The sequence below is a fragment of the Sphingomonas sp. GW821-FHT02B09 genome (genome assembly GCF_059421875.1).
Window position 1 is genome coordinate 842,650 of record NZ_JBWKVV010000002.1, and the last position, 17,567, is coordinate 860,216.

18 protein-coding genes are annotated in these 17,567 nt (G+C 69.7%); 10 read left to right on the forward strand and 8 right to left on the reverse strand.

Translation table 11 applies throughout. The features are described 5' to 3' along the window. Positions 1-244 precede the first annotated feature (244 nt). The 7 genes from phoB to AC07U4_RS11920 all read right to left on the reverse strand — a co-directional run bounded on the left by phoB (position 245) and on the right by AC07U4_RS11920 (position 7,628). Positions 245-937, reverse strand: coding sequence for a phosphate regulon transcriptional regulator PhoB (gene phoB, locus AC07U4_RS11890; protein WP_038663469.1), 693 nt, complete (start codon positions 935-937; stop codon positions 245-247). Continuing rightward, complete coding sequence (gene phoU, locus AC07U4_RS11895) at positions 937-1,647, reverse strand: phosphate signaling complex protein PhoU (RefSeq protein WP_038663466.1); 711 nt, start codon at positions 1,645-1,647, stop codon at positions 937-939. Before phoU ends, phoB begins: the two co-directional genes overlap by 1 nt. 10 nt (positions 1,648-1,657) lie before the next feature. After that, positions 1,658-2,431, reverse strand: a complete 774-nt coding sequence (pstB, locus tag AC07U4_RS11900; protein WP_425424003.1) for a phosphate ABC transporter ATP-binding protein PstB — start codon at positions 2,429-2,431, stop codon at positions 1,658-1,660. Then, entirely contained in the window at positions 2,413-3,669 is a 1,257-nt protein-coding gene (gene pstA / locus AC07U4_RS11905; protein ID WP_495195536.1) for a phosphate ABC transporter permease PstA, read from the reverse strand. Before pstA ends, pstB begins: the two co-directional genes overlap by 19 nt. Then, positions 3,662-5,038 carry a phosphate ABC transporter permease subunit PstC gene (pstC, locus tag AC07U4_RS11910; protein WP_495195537.1) on the reverse strand — a complete coding sequence of 459 codons (1,377 nt, stop codon included), beginning with the start codon at positions 5,036-5,038 and terminating at the stop codon, positions 3,662-3,664. The genes pstA and pstC overlap by 8 nt, the downstream gene beginning before the upstream one ends. A 241-nt stretch (positions 5,039-5,279) precedes the next feature. Next, positions 5,280-6,347: a substrate-binding domain-containing protein gene (locus tag AC07U4_RS11915; protein WP_495195538.1), complete on the reverse strand. Its 1,068-nt coding sequence runs from the start codon at positions 6,345-6,347 to the stop codon at positions 5,280-5,282. A gap of 54 nt (positions 6,348-6,401) precedes the next feature. Further along, complete coding sequence (locus AC07U4_RS11920) at positions 6,402-7,628, reverse strand: sensor histidine kinase (RefSeq protein WP_038663453.1); 1,227 nt, start codon at positions 7,626-7,628, stop codon at positions 6,402-6,404. Positions 7,629-8,137: 509 nt separating this feature from the next. Here AC07U4_RS11920 and AC07U4_RS11925 point away from each other — a divergent pair. From AC07U4_RS11925 to AC07U4_RS11940, 4 genes are read left to right on the forward strand one after another with little or no spacing between them, the layout of a single operon-like run. Next, positions 8,138-8,575, forward strand: a complete 438-nt coding sequence (locus AC07U4_RS11925; protein WP_137898713.1) for a hypothetical protein — start codon at positions 8,138-8,140, stop codon at positions 8,573-8,575. Between the two features lie 4 nt (positions 8,576-8,579). Then, on the forward strand, positions 8,580-8,846 hold the full coding sequence (locus AC07U4_RS11930) for an HPr-rel-A system PqqD family peptide chaperone (RefSeq protein WP_495195539.1): 267 nt from the start codon (positions 8,580-8,582) through the stop codon (positions 8,844-8,846). Continuing rightward, on the forward strand, positions 8,843-9,697 hold the full coding sequence (locus AC07U4_RS11935; RefSeq protein ID WP_495195540.1) for an HprK-related kinase A: 855 nt from the start codon (positions 8,843-8,845) through the stop codon (positions 9,695-9,697). The genes AC07U4_RS11930 and AC07U4_RS11935 overlap by 4 nt, the downstream gene beginning before the upstream one ends. Then, the gene (locus tag AC07U4_RS11940) at positions 9,682-10,671 is read left to right on the forward strand and encodes a nucleotidyltransferase domain-containing protein (RefSeq protein WP_495195541.1); all 990 of its coding nucleotides are present in this window, start codon (positions 9,682-9,684) and stop codon (positions 10,669-10,671) included. Before AC07U4_RS11935 ends, AC07U4_RS11940 begins: the two co-directional genes overlap by 16 nt. A 6-nt stretch (positions 10,672-10,677) precedes the next feature. Here AC07U4_RS11940 and AC07U4_RS11945 read toward each other — a convergent pair whose 3' ends face one another. Then, positions 10,678-11,379, reverse strand: coding sequence for an HAD-IA family hydrolase (locus tag AC07U4_RS11945; protein WP_495195542.1), 702 nt, complete (start codon positions 11,377-11,379; stop codon positions 10,678-10,680). Positions 11,380-11,440: 61 nt separating this feature from the next. Here AC07U4_RS11945 and glmU point away from each other — a divergent pair, with 61 nt between their 5' ends. The 6 genes from glmU to AC07U4_RS11975 are packed head-to-tail and all read left to right on the forward strand — an operon-like array spanning position 11,441 to position 17,561. Further along, positions 11,441-12,793, forward strand: coding sequence for a bifunctional UDP-N-acetylglucosamine diphosphorylase/glucosamine-1-phosphate N-acetyltransferase GlmU (gene glmU / locus AC07U4_RS11950; RefSeq protein WP_495195543.1), 1,353 nt, complete (start codon positions 11,441-11,443; stop codon positions 12,791-12,793). A 37-nt stretch (positions 12,794-12,830) separates the two neighbouring features. Next, positions 12,831-13,196, forward strand: a complete 366-nt coding sequence (locus AC07U4_RS11955; protein ID WP_495195544.1) for a CopG family transcriptional regulator — start codon at positions 12,831-12,833, stop codon at positions 13,194-13,196. After that, the gene (locus AC07U4_RS11960; RefSeq protein WP_495195545.1) at positions 13,193-13,570 is read left to right on the forward strand and encodes a PIN domain-containing protein; all 378 of its coding nucleotides are present in this window, start codon (positions 13,193-13,195) and stop codon (positions 13,568-13,570) included. Before AC07U4_RS11955 ends, AC07U4_RS11960 begins: the two co-directional genes overlap by 4 nt. A gap of 15 nt (positions 13,571-13,585) precedes the next feature. Beyond that, positions 13,586-15,409, forward strand: coding sequence for a glutamine--fructose-6-phosphate transaminase (isomerizing) (gene glmS / locus AC07U4_RS11965; RefSeq protein ID WP_495195546.1), 1,824 nt, complete (start codon positions 13,586-13,588; stop codon positions 15,407-15,409). Positions 15,410-15,423: 14 nt separating this feature from the next. Continuing rightward, positions 15,424-16,602 (forward strand): FAD-dependent oxidoreductase, encoded by a 1,179-nt coding sequence (locus AC07U4_RS11970; RefSeq protein WP_495195865.1) that lies wholly within the window; start codon positions 15,424-15,426, stop codon positions 16,600-16,602. Between the two features lie 44 nt (positions 16,603-16,646). Further along, the gene (locus AC07U4_RS11975; RefSeq protein ID WP_495195547.1) at positions 16,647-17,561 is read left to right on the forward strand and encodes an ROK family protein; all 915 of its coding nucleotides are present in this window, start codon (positions 16,647-16,649) and stop codon (positions 17,559-17,561) included. Positions 17,562-17,567 lie beyond the last annotated feature (6 nt).

Here is a 17,567-nt window from a genome sequence, read left to right on the forward strand (position 1 = left end):
CGACGCGGGCTATGGAGAAGAAGATCGCTCGCGCAAGCCCGTCACTTTCGGGGCATGCTTCGTCACCCCGGACTTGTTCCGGGGTCCACTGCGCCGCGAGCGGGCGCTTCCATCTCCAGCCGACCTCCTCGCCGCAGAGTGGACCCCGGAACGCGTCTGGGGTGACGAATCGGTGAGGAAGCCGCTCAAGCCTAACCGACCGCTACGGCATTTAGTCTTAAGTCCCGACGCCGCTCCCGCCGCTTCAGGTGCCCGAATCGAGCGAATAGCCTGCCGATCGGACGGTGCGGATCAGGTCCGGGCGGTTGCCGATGTTGATCGCCTTGCGCAGGCGGCGGATATGGACGTCGACGGTGCGGCTCTCGATGTCGCTGTCGTGGCCCCAGACCGCGTCGAGCAGCCGCTCGCGGCTGAACACCCAGCCGGGATGTTCGAGGAAATGCTTGAGCAGCCGGAACTCGGTCGGCCCCAACGGCACGACCTCGCCCGAGCGGCGGACCTTGTGGCCGACGGTGTCCATCTCGATGTCGTCATAGGTCAGCGCCTCCCCGGCGAGCGCCGGGCGGACGCGGCGCAGCACCGCGCTCACCCGCGCGACCAGCTCGCGCGGCGAGAAGGGCTTGGTGACGTAATCGTCGGCGCCGGTCTCGAGCCCGCGGATGCGGTCCTCCTCCTCGCCGCGCGCCGTCAGCATGATGATCGGCACGTTCTGCGTCTCGGTCATCCGGCGCAGGCGGCGGCACACCTCGATGCCGCTCAATCCCTCGACCATCCAGTCGAGCAGGACGATGTCGGGCGCCTTCTCCTTGGCGAGCAGCAGCGCCTCCTCGCCGTCCGGGGTGTGCGCGACGTCGAAATCCTCGCGCTTGAAATGATAGATCAGCAGTTCGGCGAGGGCGGCATCGTCCTCGACCAGCAGCATGGAGGCGCGGGCCATCAGCGTATGTCCTTGTCCGGGCCGCCGCGGTCGCGGTCGGCCATCTGGGTGCCGGTTGCGGCGAAATAGACCATTTCGGCGACGTTGGTCGCGTGGTCGCCGATCCTCTCCAGGTTCTTGGCGACGAACAGCAGGTGCGCGACCTGGCTGATCGTGCGCGGATTCTCGACCATGTAGGTGACGAGGGTGCGGAAGATGCTGTCGTAGAAATCGTCGAGCGCGGCATCGCTCTCGACGACGCGCCGCGCCGCCTCGGGATCGCGCGCGGCGAAGGCGTCGAGCGCCTGGCGCACCATGTCGCTCGCCATCCGCGCCATCGACGGCAGCAGCGAGATCGGCTCGATCCGGTGATCGCTGCCGTCATTGGCATTGGCGATCATCGGCACGCGTTTGGCGATGTTCTTGGCATAATCGCCGATCCGTTCGACCACCGCGGCGATCTTGAGCGCGGCGACGACCTCGCGCAGGTCGACCGCCATCGGCGCGCGCAGCGCGATGATCCGCACCGCGAGCCGTTCGACCTCCGCCTCGATCGCGTCGATCGCCTTGTCGTCGGCGCGCACCCGCGCGGCGAGCGCGGGGTCGGGGCGGGCGAGCGCCTGCATCGCCTGCGCGATCGCATCCTCGGCGAGGCCACCCATCTGCGAGATCATCCCCCGCAACTGGCCGATATCGGCGTCGAACGCCTTGACGGTATGGTCCAATGGCATGTCCGTCCCCTCAGCCGTAGCGGCCGGTGATGTAATCGCGGGTGCGTTCCTCCCGCGGGTTGGTGAAGATGTCGCTGGTCGCGCCGAACTCGACGAGCTGGCCGAGGTGGAAGAAGGCGGTCTGCTGCGAGACGCGCGCCGCCTGCTGCATGTTGTGCGTGACGATCACGATCGCATAGCGGCCCTTCAGCTCGTGGATCAGCTCCTCGATCTTGGCGGTGGCGATCGGGTCGAGCGCGCTGCACGGCTCGTCCATCAGGATCACCTCGGGATCGACCGCGATCGCGCGGGCGATGCACAGGCGCTGCTGCTGGCCGCCCGACAGCGCGGTGCCGCTGTCCGACAGGCGATCTTTGACCTCGTCCCACAGGCCGGCGCGGCGCAGCGACTGCTCGACCAACGCGTCGAGATCGGCGCGCGCGGTGGCGAGGCCGTGGATGCGCGGCCCGTAGGCGACATTCTCGTAGATCGACTTGGGGAAGGGGTTGGGCTTCTGGAACACCATGCCGACGCGTGCGCGCAACTGCACGACGTCCATGCCGCTGGCGTAGATGTCCTCGCCGTCGAGCAGGATCTCGCCGCTGACCCGCGCCGCGGCGACGGTGTCGTTCATCCGGTTGAGCGTGCGCAGGAAGGTCGACTTGCCGCAGCCCGAGGGACCGATGAAGGCGAGGACATTGTCCTGGTCGACGTCGATCGAGACATGGTCGATCGCCTGTTTGGCGCCATAGAAGACGCTGACGTCACGGGCGGAAATCTTCGGTGTCACCAGCGGGTCTCGAATCGGTTGCGGAGGTAGATGGCGAGCCCGTTCATCGCGAGCAGCACGACGAGCAGCACGATGATCGCCGCCGAGGTCTTCTCGACGAAGCCGCGGTCGATATCGTCGGACCACAGGAAGATCTGCACCGGCAGCACCGTCGCCGGATCGGTGAGCCGCGACGGCGGCGCGGCGATGAACGCGCGCATGCCGATCATCAGCAGCGGCGCGGTCTCGCCGAGCGCGCGCGCCATGCCGATGATCGTGCCGGTGAGGATGCCGGGCAGCGCGAGGGGGAGGACATGGTCGAACACCACCTGTACCGGCGAGGCGCCGACCGCGAGCGCGGCGTCGCGGATCGACGGCGGCACCGCCTTGATCGCGTTGCGGCCGGTGATGACGATCACCGGCATCGTCATCAGCGCGAGCGTCAGTCCGCCGACCAGCGGCGCCGAGCGCGGCAGGTGGAAGGTGCCGAGGAACACCGCGAGGCCGAGCAGGCCGAAGATGATCGACGGCACCGCGGCGAGATTGTTGATCGACACCTCGATCAGGTCGGTCCAGCGGTTCCGCGGCGCATATTCTTCGAGATACAGCGCGGCGAGCACGCCGATCGGGAAGGCGAGCGCGATCGTCACCGCCATCGTCAGCAGCGAGCCCTTGAGCGCGCCCCAGATGCCGACGCGGGTCGGGTCGGTCGAATCGGCGGCGGTGAGGAAGCCGGCGCTCCAGCCCGTCGTCAGGACCCCGCGCGCCTTCAGCTTCGCCACGATCGCCTCGGCGGCGGGGGTGCCGTCGTGCTTGGCGGCGACGTCGATCGCGCTCGCCACCGGCACCGCGATCGTGGTGCGGCGGCGCAGCAGCGCCGGATCGGCCTCGATCGCGTCGCGCACCACCAGCCAGGCGCCGTCGGAGATCAGATCGGCGCCGCCCGGCCCGAACGCCTGCGTCGCGGCGCGGTCGACCGCGCCCTCCAGCCCGGCGCCGGCGAGCGCGAGATCGGCGCCGCGGCCGCGCACCTGCTGCGGCGTCACCGCCAGTCTGGCCGCGGCGAGATCGATCGGCAGCGCGACGCGCGTCTGGCGGAAGCCGCTCAGCCCCTCCGACACCATGCTGACGAGCAGGAAGGCGAGGAACCCCGCCGACAGCCACACGGCGGCGAGCCCCATCAGCCGGAAGCGCCGCTCGGCGGCATAGCGCCGCCGCGTGCGCCGCTGGACAGACGCCGCCTTCCAGTCGGTGGGCAGGCGCGACTTACTCATAGGCTTCCCGATAGCGTTTGACGACGGTCAGCGCGACGATGTTGAGCGCCAGCGTGATGACGAACAGGGTGAGGCCGAGCGCGAAGGCGGCGAGCGTCTTGGCGCTGTCGAACTCCGCCTCGCCGGTGAGCAGGTCGACGATCTGCTTGGTGACGGTCGTCGTGCTGGCGAAGGGATTGGCGGTGAGCGTCGCGACGCCGCTCGCCGCCATGACGACGATCATCGTCTCGCCGATCGCCCGGGAGACCGCGAGCAGGATGCCGCCGACCACGCCGGGCAGCGCGGCGGGCAGGATCACGCGGCGGATCGTCTCGGACTGGGTCGCGCCCATCGCGAGGCTGCCGTCGCGCATCGACGCGGGGACGGCGGCGATCGAATCGTCCGCCATCGACGAGACGAAGGGGATGATCATGACCCCCATCACCACTCCCGCCGCCAGCGCGCTTTCCGACGAGGCGTTGGCGACGCCGAGCGCGACGCCCAGTTCACGCACCGCCGGCGCGACGGTGAGCGCGGCGAAATAGCCGTAGACGACGGTCGGCACGCCGGCGAGCATCTCGAGCACCGGCTTCAGCCAGGCGCGCGTGCGGGCATGCGCATATTGAGTGAGGTAGATCGCGCTCATCAGCCCGAACGGGATGGCGACCGCCATCGCGATCACCGCGCCGATGAAGAAGGTGCCCCAGAACAGCGGCACCGCGCCGAGACTGGCGCCGGGATCGCGCGCGTCGATCACCTGCGGGCTCCAGTGCGTGCCGAACAGGAACTCGCCGATCGGCACGATGCGGAAGAAGCGCGCCGATTCGTAGAGCAACGACGCGACGATGCCGATCGTGGTGAGGATCGCGATCAGCGACGCGGCGAGCAGCAGCAGCATGACGACGCGCTCGACCTGGGTGCGCGCCGCGAAATCGGGGCGCACCCGCGTGAAGGCGAGGCCGCCGCCGGCGAAGGCGAGCAGCAGCGCGATCGCGGTGGCGATCCAGTCATAGCGGTGCTGCGCGGCGGCATAGGCGGGGGCGAGCTTTGCCGACAGGTCGTGGAAGGCGCCGTAGCTGCGCCCGGCGCCGAGCTCGCGCGCTTCCGACAGGATCGATGCGCGCTCGAAGCCGGGCGGCGGCAGCGCCGCGGCGGCGGGGGTGGCGAGCACCGCGTCGGTGACCAGCGCGGGTGCGGTCAGGCTCCACGTCGCGAGGAAGACGAGCGGCGGCACGAGCGCGCAGATGCCGACGAAATAGCCGTAATGGACGGGCAAGGCGGTGAAGCGCGCGCGCCCCGGCGTACGGAACGTCGCCGCGCGCATCCGCGCGGCGAGCCAGCCGATCAGCGCGAGCCCGAACACGACGATGGCGACGGCAAGCGCGCTCATGCCGCGAACCCCGCCATATCCATCCCATCACCCCGGACGTGATCGGGACACTCGCAAGACTCCCCCAGTGCTCCTGCGAAAGCAGGAGCCCAGGAGTCCCGAGCGCCAGACGTCGGTTTGCTTGGCCCTGGGCTCCTGCTTTCGCAGGAGCACTGCGCTGCTCGCACGGCGCTCCTTGCCGCGGTGTCGACCCCGGAACGGGTCCGGGGTGACGGCATCGGTGGGAAAAGCGTGACCGGCATCACGACGGCAGATCCGCGGGATCGAGCGGCGTCTCGTGCGCGACGACCGCCGCCGCCCTCGCGCGCACCGCCGGGGGCGCGGCGATCAGGCCGCGGCGGACGAGCGGCCCCTCCGGTCCCCAGGCGCGGGTATAGCTTTGCAGGAACGCCTTGAGCCCCGGGATCGCCTTGAGATGCGCGATCTTGACGTAGAGGTACAAGGGCCGCGATCCCGGATAGGCGCCGGCCGCGATCGTCGTATAGCTCGGCGTGACCCCGTCTATCGCGACGCCGTCCACCGTGCCGGCGTTCTGTTCGAGATAGCTGTAGCCGAACACGCCGATCGCGTCGGGATTGGCCGACAGTTTCTGGACGATCAGATTGTCGTTCTCGCCGGCATCGACATAGACGCCGTCCTCGCGCACCCGCGTGCACAGCATCTTGTGTGCCTCCGGATCGGTGCGGGCGAGCGTGCGGGCGTGCGGATCGATCGCCTCGCAGCCGCGGGTCAGGATCAGCTCGGCGAGCGCGTCGCGGGTACCGCTGGTCGCGGGCGGGCCATAGACCTGGATCGGCGTCGCCGGCAGCGCCGGATTGACGTCGCGCCACAGCCGCGCGGCGTTGCGCACGCCGCCCGGCGTCGCGGCGAGCGCACGATAGAGATCGGCGGGGGTCAGCCTCATGCCCGGTCCGCTCCCCGCGGGTCGGCGCGCCTCAGCAAAGGCGATGCCGTCGATGCCGATCTGCACCTCCATGATCGGCCCGACGCCGTTCGCCTGGCAGCCGGCATATTCGCTGCGCTTCATCCGCCGCGAGGCGTCCTCGATGTCGGGATGCGCCGCGCCGAGCCCGGCGCAGAACAGCCGCATCCCCGCGCCGGTGCCGGTCGATTCGATCACCGGCGCCTTGGCGTCGGGCTGGTTGGCGACGAACGTCTCGGCGACGAGCGTCGTGAAGGGATAGACGGTCGACGATCCCACCGCGGTGATCTGGTCGCGTGCACCGCCGCCGCCGCCGTTCGCCTGATCCTGGCAGCCGGTGAGGCAGAGCGCCCACGTCAGCAGCAGGCCAGGAGTTCGAACGCGCATCATGTCCCCGCGAGCGACTCGACGCCGCCACGACCCGCCTGTGTGACGGTTACGTTACCCTTTGATGACACCGGCTTCGGCCAGTGCATCCGCCGGCGGCAAGGCGACGGTGACGCTGGTGCCGACGCCCACCCGGCTGACGATGTCGAGCCGGCCACGATGCCGCTCGACGATATGCTTGACGATCGCGAGGCCGAGCCCGGTGCCGCCGACGCTGCGGCTGCGGCCGGGGTCGACGCGATAGAAACGCTCGGTCAGCCGCGGGATATGCTGCGGCGCGATGCCCTCGCCTTCGTCGGTGACGGTGAAGCGCAGCAGGTTCGACGGGTCGAGCCCCAGCGCCACCGTCACCGGTGTGCCCGCCCGGCCGTATTTCATCGCATTGCCGATCAGATTGTGCAGCAGTTGCGACAATTGCGCCTCGTCGCCGACCACTTCGGGCAGGTCGGGGTCGATGGTCACGGCGACGTCCTGCGCGCGCGGACTGTGCGCGGCGGCGATCTCGGCGGCGACGTCCTCGAGCAATTCGCTCAGCGACAGCCGCTCGCCGGGCAGCCGGTATTTCTCCGCCTCGATCCGGGAGAGCGAGATCAGATCCTCGACCAGCCGCTGCATCCGCCGCGCTTCGGCGAACATCACGTCGAGGAAGCGGCGTCGCAACCCCGGGTCCTCGCCCGCCTCCTCGTTGAGCGTCTCGATGAAGCCGAGGATCGAGGCGAGCGGCGTGCGCAATTCGTGGCTGGCGTTGGCGACGAAGTCGACGCGCATCTTCTCGGCGGCATAATTGCCCGACTGATCGATCAGATGGACGATGCGCGCGCCGTCGGCGGTTTCGCCGGTACGCATCTCCCAGCGCTGGTCGGGGCTGCCGAGGCCGACCAGCTCGACCGGACGGCCGGGCAGCGGCGCGCTGGAACTCAGCCGGTCGGCGGCGGCGGGGTGGCGGATCGCGACGCGCACGTCCTCGCCGACGATATGGCGGCCGAGCAAGGCGCGCGCGGTGGTGTTGGCACAGGTGACGACGCCGCCGCGGACCAGCAGCACCGGCTCGGCGATGACGTCGAGCACCTCGCCGAGCAGCACGTTGGCGTCCGGTCCGGCATGACGCGCCGCGGCGATACCCTGGTCGCCGCGGCCCATCGCTGCCAGCGATGCCGCCACCGCGCCGACGAAGGCGATCGCGGCGCCGTCCGGCCGCCCGTCGACGAGGAACACGCCCGCGCCGGTGCCGAAGGCGATCCCTAGCGCGCCGCTGAGCCGGTGGACGAATCGGGAAGCCATGACGCGTGGCTAGCCGAGCTTGGCGGCGGCGGGGAGGGGGGATGTCGCTTCCGAGCCGCGGGATCGAGCGGCCGGGCTCCCGCCCCCTCCACTACTCGGTTGATGCAGAGCGGTCCCCGCCAGGCAGGGCAATCGCATATGGCTGCGGTTCATGAGGATCGATCCGTTTCCTCATCAGCTCCGTCACCCCGGACTGGTTCCGGGGTCCACCGGGCCGCAAGGGAACGGCAGGAGGCTCAAGCCTTGCTCCCCGCCGCAGAGTGGACCCCGGAACACGTCCGGGGTGACGGGGTGGGTTGGGAACACGAAGGAACCAGATTGCGCCCATCTGCCATAGCCCTCCCCCGCCAAGGGGAGGTGGCGCGGCGAAACCGTGATGGACGGGAGCCCGGCGACTTCATCGACGCCGACTGACACACCGAAATTTCCCCTCCGTCCCACCACCGCACATTTCCTGCGCTTGCCAGTGGTTAGCGAATGTGAAAGGCAGTGGCGGTAGCAGGGGTGCCATGAGTGACGAGACGCCGGTCGACGGCTACAATCCAGCGCAGGCGGGACCGGCGGAGCCGGACGATGCCGCCGTGGCCAGCCGGCGCCGCGTGTTGATGCTCGGCGCGGTGACCGCCGGGGCCGTGGTGTCGATCCGGCCGGCGCTCGCGCAGACGGCGGGTTCGGTGATGACCTGCGAGATCCCGGTGCCCGATCTGGGGCGGGCGGGCCGCTTCATCGATCCGGCCGGCAACGTCGTCGCCCCCGGTACCAAGGGCGCATTTCCCCCCGCCTCGCGCCCGTTCAAGGGCGAAGAGGTCAAGCGCGCGCTCGCCGGCGCGCAACTGCCCGGCACGACCTACGAGAGCAACCGCGCCTATGTGAGCTATATCCGCAGGCTGCAGCGCGGGCAGGGGGGCTTCACCTGCTTCGCCTCGTTGCAGATGCCGCGCGGCTGACGCCTTGCGCTATCGCGCCCCGGCCGACGCGGCGCTGCTGACCGCCGAACTCGACGCCTTCACCGCCGTCTTCCATCGCTCGTCCGGGATCACCCATCTGCTGGTCAGCCCCGCGCCCGAGATCCTCGCGCTGCTCGCCGACACGACGCTCGACCTCGAGACGCTGCTGCTCCGCCTCGGTGAGCGCTACGACCTCGGCGACGCCAGCCGCGACGCGCTCGCGGCCCGGCTCGACGAACTGGTCGCGGCGGGGCTGGTCGAGGCGCTATGAGGCACGTCTTCACCGTGCGGATCGGGCCGATCGGCTTTCGCGTCGGCAGCGACTGGCGCGCGCCCATCGATGCGTTGCGCGAGCTCTACCGTTATTATCCCTCGCCCAATTTGCCCGATTTCACCGTGCGGCTGGAGGCGACGCATTGGTGGCGGCGCTGGCTGCGGCCGTCGATCCGCATCGCCGGCGACTATATGCTGCCCGAGGCGGCACCGCTGCCGCTCGTGCAGGGGTTGCTCGCCGCCGAAATGGCGATGAACCTGCAACTGGCGCTGGGCGGGCGCCGCTATCTGCTGCTTCATGCCGCCTGCGTCGAGCGCGACGGGCAGGCGCTGCTGCTCACCGGCGAATCGGGGGCGGGCAAGTCGACGCTGGCGACGCTGCTGGCGGCGCGCGGCTGGCGCTTCATGAGCGACGAATTCGCGCTGATCGATCCCGAGACCGGGCTCGTCCACCCGTTTCCCCGCCTCATCAGCCTCAAGAATGCGGCGATCGCCGCCGCCATCGCCGCGCGGCCCGACGCCAAGCTCGGCCCCCTGCTCACCGGCACGCCCAAGGGCGACATCCGCCATATGGTGCCCGACGCGCTCGCGGTCGGCGCGATGGATGAGCCCGCCGCGCCCGCGATGCTGCTCTACCCGCGCCACGGCTTCGCGGCGGAGACGCGCGGCGTGCTGCCGTCCGAATCCTTCGTCCGGTTGACCCAGGCGTCGACCAATTACGTCGCGCTCGGCGAGGCGGGATTCGATGCACTGACCCGATTGGTGCGCACGACGCCGGCGCATGCGATCGACTATCCCGACGGCGCCGCGGCGATCGCGCAGGTGGAGGCGGTGTGGCGGACGCTCTGATCCTCGCGCGCGCGCTCGCCGACCCGCAGTCGCTGGCGCTCGACACCGACTGGATCGGCCTCGTCACGACGGCGCGCGCGGAGCAATTGCTCGGCACGCTCGCCTATCGGCTCGATGGCCTGCCGCTGCCCGAGGATGTCGCGCTGCTGCTCGCCGATGCCCGCGCCGCCGCCGAAAACGGCCGCCGCGCTGCCTTGTGGGAGGCGGAGATGGCGCGGCGCGCGCTCGCGCCGCTGGGCTGTGCGGTCGTGCTGCTCAAGGGGACGGCGTTCGTCGCCGCCGGGCTGCTCGCCGGGCGCGGCCGCTCGATCGGCGACCTCGACATCCTCGTGCCGCGCGGGTCGCTCGACGCGGTCGAGGCGGCGCTGCTCGCGGCGGGGTGGGAATGGGTCAAGCCCGATCCCTATGACGACGCTTATTACCGCCGCTGGATGCACGAGCTGCCGCCGCTGATCCATCGCGACCGCGACCGGATGATCGACGTGCATCATACCATCCTGCCGCTCACCGCGCGGATCACGCCCGATGCGGCGGCGCTACTGGCGCAGGCGCAGCCGCTCGGCACCGGCCTTGCCGTGCTGTCGCCCGACGACATGCTGGTCCATGCCGCCGCGCATCTGTTCGCCGACGGCGACCTTGCGGGGGGCCTGCGCAACCTGTGGGACATCCACTGCCTGATCGACGATCACGGCAGTGATGGCGCACGCGCACGGGCGGCGGAGCACGGCCTGTCGCGCGAGATCGCGAGGGCGCTGCGTCTCACGCACCGGTTGTTCGCGACGCCGGTCGACCCGGCCTATCGCACGCTGGCGCGGGGCGACGCGCTCTACCTGCGCCGGCTGCTGGCGCGCGATGATTGGGGGCGGCCGATCCGCCCGGCGACGCGGCTGGCCTTCTACGTCCGTTCGCACTGGCTGCGCATGCCGCCGGCGATGCTGGCGCGGCACCTCTGGGCAAAGTGGCGGCGGAGCTGAGTCGTCTTACCGCGCCAGCCGCTCCAGCGTCGGGATCAGTTCGTCATAGCCATCGATCACCGCATCCGCGCCAAGCTCGGCCACCGGCTGCATCAGGAAGCCGAACGAACAGGCGATCGTCGGCAGGCCCGCCGCCTTGCCCGCGTCGATGTCAAAGATCGAATCGCCGACGAACGCCGCGGTGCCGCCGCCGCAGCGCGCGAGCATCTCGTAGATCGGCTTCGGGCTGGGCTTGGCATTGCCCGGTCCCATCGTGTCGCCGCCGATGATGCATGCGAAGCGGCCGGTGAGATCGAGCGCGCCGAGCAGCTTGCGGGCCAGCCCCTCCAGCTTGTTGGTCACCACCGCCAGCCGTGCGCCCTGCGCGGCGAGCGTATCGAGCGCGTCGAGCACCCCGGGATAGGGCTGCGTCAGATCGGCGATATGCGCCTCGTAATGGTCGAGCAGGCGCCGATGCAGCACGTCGAGCGTCGCCTCGTCGCAGCCGCCGGTCGCCGCCATCCCCTGCGCCAGCATGCGACGCGCGCCGCCGCCGATCATCGGCTTGACCTGCGCGACGCTGAGCGGCGCCCGCCCGACCGAGGCGAGCGCATGGTTGACCGCCGCGGCGAGATCGCCGCTGGTGTCGAGCAGCGTCCCGTCGAGGTCGAAGCCGACGATGTCGAACGGGGCGTCGGGCGACGGGCGGGGCGGTGAATTCGACGTCATATCCGTGCGCCGGTGGCGCGTCGGTATGGAATTGGCAAGCCTTCCGTGGCAGTCGGACGGCATGACCACATCTCTCGCCGTCATCATCCTCGCCGCGGGCAAGGGCACGCGGATGAAGTCCGATCTGCACAAGGTGCTGCATCCCATTGCCGGGCGGCCGATGCTGCTCCACCTGATCGACAGCCTCAACCGCGCCGGCGCGACGCGCCGCGTCGTCGTGGTCGGCGCCTCGGGCGAGCAGGTTGAATCGGCGGTGGCGGCGACCGGGGTCGAGATCGCGTGGCAGCGCGAGCAGCTCGGCACCGCGCATGCCGCCTTGCAGGCCAAGGCCGCGCTCGCCGGTTTCGACGGCATCGCGATCGTCTGTTTCGGCGACACGCCGCTGCTCGGCAGCGACACCGTCGCGCGGCTTGCAGCGCGGCTCGAGGCCCCTGATGCGCCGACCGTCGCGGTGCTCGGCTTCCGGCCCGCCGATGCGCGCGCCTATGGCCGGATCATCGCGGCAAGCGACGGCACGATCCGCAAGATGGTGGAATATAAGGACGCCAGCCCCGCCGAGCGCGCGGTCGAATTGTGCAATTCGGGCGTCACCGCGGTGCGCACGCGCGACCTGTGGCGGCTGCTCGAGTCGGTCGGCAACGACAATGCGGCGGGCGAATATTACCTTCCCGACGTGGTGACGCTGACGATTGCCGGCGGCGGCCGCGCGGTGTGTATCGAGACGGGTGAGGACGAGGTCGCCGGCATCAACAGCCGTGGCGAGCTGGCGGCGGTCGAGGCGGGCTGGCAGGCGGCGCGGCGCGCGCGAGCGATGGCCGACGGCGCGACGTTGATCGCGTCCGAGACGGTGTGGTTCAGTCACGATACCGTCGTCGGCCGCGACGTGGTGATCGAGCCGAACGTCGTCTTCGGCCCCGGCGTCACCGTCGCCGACGGCGTCGTCATCCACGCGTTCAGCCATATCGAGGGCGCGACGATCGGCGCGAAGGCGGAGGTGGGGCCGTACGCCCGGCTGCGTCCCGGCGCGACGCTAGGCGTCAAATCGAAGGTCGGCAATTTCGTCGAGATCAAGAAGGCGGTGCTCGGCGAGGGCGCCAAGGTCAACCATCTCTCCTATATCGGCGATGCCGAAATCGGCGCGGCGGCGAACATCGGCGCGGGTACGATCACCTGCAATTACGACGGCTTCTTCAAATATCGGACGCAGATCGGCGCGGGTGCGTTCATCGGCTCCAACTCGGCGCTGGTCGCGCCGGTGTCGGTCGGCGACGGCGCGATCGTCGCGGCGGGATCGGTGCTGACGGAGGACGTCGAGGCCGGCGCGCTGGCGCTGGTCCGCCCGCCGCAGGTCGCCAAGCCCGGCTGGGCGACGCGTTTCCGCGAGATGATGACGGCGCGCAAGGCTGGCCAGTGATATCGGTGTGTGATATCATTCGGTCATGACGCGAGTCTTGGCCGACCTTCCGCCCGATGACCTGCGCTGGCTAGACGAGCGTGCGGCGAAGCTCGGCCGGTCGCGCGCGTCGATGCTGCGCGAGGCCGTCGCCACGTTCCGGTCGCAGGCGCAGTCGGAGGACGATCGCGACTGGCTCGATCGGGGTTTCGGCCTGTGGAAGGATCGCACCGATATCGGCGATGCGGTCGAATGGCAGCGCCGCGAGCGGGCGAGCTGGACCCGTCCGTGGGACGACGACTATGAAGAGGTCAAGGCCGAGTTTCCCGATCTGTTCGACGCCGAGGACGACCGCCAGCGCCAGATCTATCTCGACATGGTGGCCGGCAAATATCCCGACCCCATCTATCCCGACCCCGCATGACCAGCCACGCGTTCGATTCGAACATCGTCATCGACGCGCTGGCCGGCTTCGGTCCGGCGCGCGACGAAATTCGGCGTGCGCTCGATCAAGGTGGCGCATGGGTGAGCCGGATGGTCTGGGTCGAGATCCTGTCGAAGGGCGCGTTGCGTGACGTGGAAAACGCGCAGGCGTTTCTTGGCGGATTCAAGGTGGACGAGATCGATGCGGACATCGCCCTGCGTGCGGCAGCGCTGCGTCGCGAACGGCGCCGGCTGAAATCGCCCGATGCCATCATCCTGGCGAGCGCGACGCGGCACGGCCGCATCCTCGTCACCCGCAACATCAAGGATTTCCCGGCGACCATGCCGGGCATCCGTGTTCCCTACCTCCTCTGAAGGCAGACCCCGATCATGTGTGGAATCGTTGGAATCGTCGGCGCGGAAGACGTCGCGGATCGCCTGCTCGACGGGCTCAAGCGGCTCGAATATCGCGGGTATGACTCGGCCGGCATCGCCACCGATCATGACGGCGGGATCGAGCGCCGGCGCGCCTCGGGCAAGCTCGTCAACCTCGCGCGCGAGCTGGCCGCGCATCCGCTGCCCGGCACCACCGGCATCGCGCACACCCGCTGGGCGACGCATGGCGGGCCGACCACCAACAACGCGCATCCGCATGCGACCGAGGAGGTCGCGGTCGTCCACAACGGCATCATCGAGAATTTCAAGCCGCTCCGCGACGAGCTGATCGCGCGGGGCCGCGTCTTCACCAGCGAGACGGATACCGAGGTCGTCGCGCATCTGATCAGCGAGAAGGTCGAGGCGGGGATCGACCCGGTCGGCGCGGTGCGCGAGGTGCTGCCGCGCCTGCACGGCGCCTTCGCGCTCGCCATCCTGTTCCGCAAGCATCCCGAATTGCTGATCGGCGCGCGGCTCGGCTCGCCGCTCGTCGTCGGTCATGGCGACGGCGAGACCTATCTCGGCTCCGACGCGCTCGCGCTCGCGCCGCTGACCCAGCGCATTGCCTATCTCGACGAGGGCGACTGGGTCGTCTGCACCGCGGAGGGCGCGCAGGTCTATGATCGCGACAACCATCCGGTCGAGCGCGCGATCACCATCTCCGGCGTCACGGGCGAGCTGATCAGCAAGGGCAATCACCGCCATTACATGCTGAAGGAGATCTACGAGCAGCCGATCGTCGTCGCCCAGACGCTGCGCTCGTACCTGCAGCGGATGGAGGAGCGCGTCACGCTGCCGATCCCCGAATTCGACCTGTCGAGCATCAAGCGCGTCACCATCGTCGCCTGCGGCACCAGTTTCTATGCCGGCATGGTCGCCAAATATTGGTTCGAGCAATTCGCGCGCGTCCCCGTCGACCTCGATGTCGCATCCGAATTTCGCTACCGCGCGCCGGTGATGGAGCCGGGCGGGCTCGCGCTGTTCATCAGCCAGTCGGGCGAGACCGCCGATACGCTCGCCGCGCTGCGCCACGCGCGCTCCGAGGCGCAGACGATCGCGGTCGTCGTCAACGTGCCGACCAGTTCCATGGCGCGCGAGGCCGACCTGCTGCTCCCGACGCATGCCGGACCGGAGATCGGCGTCGCCAGCACCAAGGCGTTCACCTGCCAGCTCGCGGTGCTTGCCGCGCTCGCCGCCAACCTCGCCCGTGCCAAGGGCAAGCTCAAGCCCGGCGAGGAGCGCGACATCGTCCGCCATCTCGCAGAGGCGCCGGCCGCGCTCAACGGCGCGCTCGCCTATGACGAGGCGATCCAGGCGATGGCGGGCGTCGTCGCCGGCGCGCGCGACGTCCTCTATCTCGGCCGCGGCACCGATTATCCGCTGGCGCTGGAGGGCGCGCTCAAGCTCAAGGAGATCAGCTACATCCACGCCGAAGGCTATGCCGCCGGCGAGATGAAGCACGGCCCGATCGCACTGATCGACGAGAACGTCCCGGTGATCGTCATCGCCCCCTCCGGCCCGCTGTTCGACAAGACGGTGAGCAACATGCAGGAGGTGCAGGCGCGCGGCGGCAAGGTCGTGCTTATCAGCGATTACGACGGCATCCAGGCGGCGGGCGAGAATTGCGTCGCGACCATCACGATGCCGAAGGTGCATCCGCTGATCGCCCCGCTCGTCTATGCGGTGCCGGTGCAGTTGCTCGCCTATCACGTCGCGGTGGCGAAGGGGACGGACGTCGACCAGCCGCGCAACCTCGCCAAATCGGTGACGGTGGAATAGCCGCGCCCCGCGACATCGCGGTCGCCGGCTGTGGGCCGGCGGGGCTTGCCGCGGCGCTGCTGCTCGCGCGCGATGGCCATCGCGTCACCGTCTTCGAACGCTTCGATGCGCCGGCGCCGATCGGATCGGGTCTGATGATCCAGCCGACCGGTCTCGCTGTCCTGCGCGGCCTCGGACTTGCTGACGCGCTGATCGCCCGGAGTGCACGGATCGAGCGCTTGTTCGGCACGGCCAACGGTCGCGTCGTGCTCGACGTCGGCTATGCCACCCTCGCGCAGTCGGGTCTGTGTGGCTTCGGCGTGCATCGGGCGACGCTGTTCGCTATCCTGCACGAGGCGGTGGTTGCGGCTGGCATCCCGCTCGAAACCGGACGCATGATCGTCGGCAGCGAACTCGTAAGCGGCGATCGCCGCCGTCTGACCTTTGCCGATGGCCGTAACTCGGAGAGGTTCGACCTGATCGTCGACGCACTCGGCACGCGGACGCCGCTCGCGCCGCCGTGTGGCCGCGCGCTCCGTTATGGCGCGCTCTGGGCAAGTCTGCGCCGGGTCGAGGGGTTCGCGCCCGATGCGCTCGAACAGCGGTATCGTCGCGCCAGCACGATGGCGGGCGTCCTGCCGATCGGTCGTCCGCCCGGTGCCGAGCAGGAGCAAGCCGCATTTTTCTGGTCGATCCACGCCGACCGGGTCGCGGAGTGGCGGGCGGCCGGGCTGGATGCGTGGAAGGATGGCGTACGAGAATTATGGCCCGCGACGACCCCACTTCTCGACCAGATCGATGATCCCGCGCAGCTCACCTTCGCCCGATATGCGCACCGCACGCTCCCGCGGCCGGCGGAAACGGCGTTGATCCACATCGGCGACGCCTGGCATTCGGCGAGTCCGCAATTGGGTCAGGGCGCCAATATGGCGCTGCTCGATGCGCATGCACTTGCCATCGGCCTGCGCGGGGCGGATGTCGGCACGGGACTGGCGGCGGCGGTGGCGATGCGTCGGCGCCATGTCCGCCTCTACCAGTCGCTGACCGCGCTGTTCACCCCGGTCTACCAGTCCGACAGCCGCATCCTGCCGTTCGTGCGCGACCGGCTGGTCGGGCCATTATCGGGTCGCTGGCCGGCGGATCGCATCCAGGCGGCGATGGTCAGCGGGCTAATCGGACGGCCCCTTGCGCCGCTTGCGCTGACTCTCGCCTAATCCGCCGTTCTCGGCTAACGCCCGCGTCCAAAGGAGAAACGATCGTGGTCAGCGTCCCCCCTCTGGTAGCCGGTATCGAATTGGGTGGGACCAAGATCGTCTGCCTGCTGGCGCGCGGGCCGGATGCGATCGAGGATCGCGTCCAATTGCCGACCACCCGGCCCGAGGAGACGCTGGCGGGGATCGAGCATGTCCTCGACGGCTGGGGCAAGTTCGACGCGCTCGGCATCGCCAGCTTCGGGCCGATCTCGATCGACCGGCATGCCGCCGATTACGGCCATGTCACCTCGACCCCCAAGCCGCATTGGGCAGGCACCGACGTCGCCAAGCGGCTCGCCGCGCGCTACGAGGTGCCGACCGGTTTCCATACCGATGTCGTCGGCGCTGCGCTGGCCGAGGCGCGCTGGGGCGCTGCCGAGGGGCTGCGTGATGTCGCCTATGTGACGGTGGGCACCGGCATCGGCGTCGGTCTGATCGCCGGCGGCGTGCCGGTCGACGGCCTCACCCACAGCGAATTGGGCCATATCCGCCCCGACCGGCTGACCGGCGACGACTGGATCGGCATCTGCCCGTTCCACGGCGGGTGTCTGGAGGGGCTCGCTGCCGGCCCCGCGATCGGCGCGCGTGGCGGCAAGAAGGGCGAGGACATCGCCGCCGACGATCCCGTCTGGGAACCGGTCGCCCATGTCCTCGCGCAGCTCTGCCACACGCTGGTGCTCACCGGCGTGCCGCGGCGGATCGTCATGGGCGGCGGCGTGATGGTCGGCAACGACCATCTCTTCCCGCGCATCCGCGCCGCGATGGTCAAGAGCCTCGCCGGCTATATCGCTCTGCCCGAAATCGCCGAGCCTTCGTTCGTCGTCCCGCCGGCGCTCGGCGGCAATGCGGGGCCGCTCGGCGCGATCGTGCTTGGCGGTCAGGCACTCGAACAGCAATTGAAGTCGTTCACGGCCCTTTAACCGTAT

Coding starts and splice junctions, on each gene's coding strand:
- phoB (WP_038663469.1), bottom strand. CDS start 937: ATGGCCCGCGCCTCCATGCTGCTGGTCGAGGACGATGCCGCCCTCGCC.
- phoU (WP_038663466.1), bottom strand. CDS start 1,647: ATGCCATTGGACCATACCGTCAAGGCGTTCGACGCCGATATCGGCCAG.
- pstA (WP_495195536.1), bottom strand. CDS start 3,669: ATGAGTAAGTCGCGCCTGCCCACCGACTGGAAGGCGGCGTCTGTCCAG.
- pstC (WP_495195537.1), bottom strand. CDS start 5,038: ATGAGCGCGCTTGCCGTCGCCATCGTCGTGTTCGGGCTCGCGCTGATC.
- AC07U4_RS11915 (WP_495195538.1), bottom strand. CDS start 6,347: ATGCGCGTTCGAACTCCTGGCCTGCTGCTGACGTGGGCGCTCTGCCTC.
- AC07U4_RS11920 (WP_038663453.1), bottom strand. CDS start 7,628: ATGGCTTCCCGATTCGTCCACCGGCTCAGCGGCGCGCTAGGGATCGCC.
- AC07U4_RS11925 (WP_137898713.1), top strand. CDS start 8,138: ATGAGTGACGAGACGCCGGTCGACGGCTACAATCCAGCGCAGGCGGGA.
- AC07U4_RS11935 (WP_495195540.1), top strand. CDS start 8,843: ATGAGGCACGTCTTCACCGTGCGGATCGGGCCGATCGGCTTTCGCGTC.
- AC07U4_RS11945 (WP_495195542.1), bottom strand. CDS start 11,379: ATGACGTCGAATTCACCGCCCCGCCCGTCGCCCGACGCCCCGTTCGAC.
- glmU (WP_495195543.1), top strand. CDS start 11,441: ATGACCACATCTCTCGCCGTCATCATCCTCGCCGCGGGCAAGGGCACG.
- AC07U4_RS11960 (WP_495195545.1), top strand. CDS start 13,193: ATGACCAGCCACGCGTTCGATTCGAACATCGTCATCGACGCGCTGGCC.
- glmS (WP_495195546.1), top strand. CDS start 13,586: ATGTGTGGAATCGTTGGAATCGTCGGCGCGGAAGACGTCGCGGATCGC.